We start from the raw sequence: 1,318 nt of genomic DNA on the forward strand, positions 1-1,318 counted from the left end.
GGACGAGGCCCGGCGAGCACCCCGTACGGCGCGTCAGCCGCGCCGCCCCTCCGGCCGCGCCCCGCGCACGACGTACAGCGCCGTGCCCGCCACCAGGAGCACTCCGGCGGTCACCCAGGCGACGTGCCGCCCGGCCGGCTGCACCGGCCACGCCCACACCGGGACCAGCGTGCCGCGCGCGCTCGCGGAGCCCACGTACACGGCGCTGACGTAACCGAAGACCGGCAGCCAGCTCAGCCGGGCCCCCAGCACGGCGACCGCGCCGGCGGTGAGGCCCGTGCACCCCAGGGTGTTGCGGACCATCGCCGACGGACCGAACGGGGACGAGGGGCCGAGCACGGTCGCCGCCAGCAGCAGCGCGGCACAGCCGGTCAGCGCCAGCAGATGGACCAGACGCCGGCGCCACCAGGGACGTACGGCGGTGCGGTCCAGCTCCTCGGACGCGCTGTGCAGGCTCGTGCCGATCACCGCCGCCGCGAACAGGGGCGCCAGCGCGACGACCGGCACCTGCCGGGCCGGGTCCAGGTACGCGTTCAGGTTCCGGGCGCCCAGGACGGCGAGGGCGGCGGTCGCGACGAGCACGAGCACGGTGCGCGGAACGGTGCGCGCGCGGGCGTACAGCAGGAAGCCGTGGGTCACAGTGCCGGCACCCCGTTCCGGCCGCACTCGTCCCGCGTCGCGAAGTACGCCGACAGCCACGCGCGGCGCTCCTCGTCACCCATCGACGCCAGACGTTCGCGCGCCGCGAGCCGCTCCTCGAGCCGGGCGCGCTCGGCGGCGCCGCCCCGCGCGTCCTGCTCGTCGAACTGCCGCCGCAGCGGGCTGGGGGCCAGGTGGTACTCGACGGCGTCGTCCACGGCGGCCACCCGCGGCGCCACCTCACCGCAGTCCCCGCGGCCCTGCAGCGCGATCCCCGCCGCCCACGCGTACTCCCCGGGATCGGTGAGCCGCCCCCGTACGACGGACCAGCCGATCGGTGTGATCATCGGCAGCTCCACCTCGTCCGGTCCCGGCCGGCCCGGCAGGTCCTCGAAGCGCACCGGCAGGTTCTCCACGCCCTCCAGGCGGCCCGTCATCCCGGACAGGGCCTCGGTGACCTGGGGGAGCAACTCCTTGTAGCGGGCGTTCACGCAGATCTGCGGGGTGGTGGAGGTGTCGCACACCTGACGCCGGGTGAGCGGGTCGGCGCGCCACAGACCGTCGCCGCTCTGGACGAGCAGCGTCCCGGCGGCGGCCGCGGCCACCAGCGGCAGCAGGGCGAGGGCGCGGCGGCGCGCGGTGTACGCGAGGACCGCGGCGGCCGTGAGCCCGCCCGTCC

The 1,318-nt window shown here is 76.9% G+C and carries 1 protein-coding gene and 1 pseudogene; both read right to left on the reverse strand.

What is annotated here, in order from left to right:
• Nucleotides 1–33 precede the first annotated feature (33 nt).
• The gene (locus B7767_RS12925) at nucleotides 34–639 is read right to left on the reverse strand and encodes a hypothetical protein (protein WP_085572316.1); all 606 of its coding nucleotides are present in this window, start codon (nucleotides 637–639) and stop codon (nucleotides 34–36) included.
• A pseudogene (locus B7767_RS12930) lies at nucleotides 636–1,318 on the reverse strand (hypothetical protein); the annotation flags it as partial. The pseudogene B7767_RS12930 and the gene B7767_RS12925, both read right to left, overlap by 4 nt.

Source organism: Streptomyces sp. 13-12-16 (assembly GCF_002114215.1).
In the GTDB taxonomy this organism is placed as follows: Bacteria; Actinomycetota; Actinomycetes; order Streptomycetales; family Streptomycetaceae; genus Streptomyces.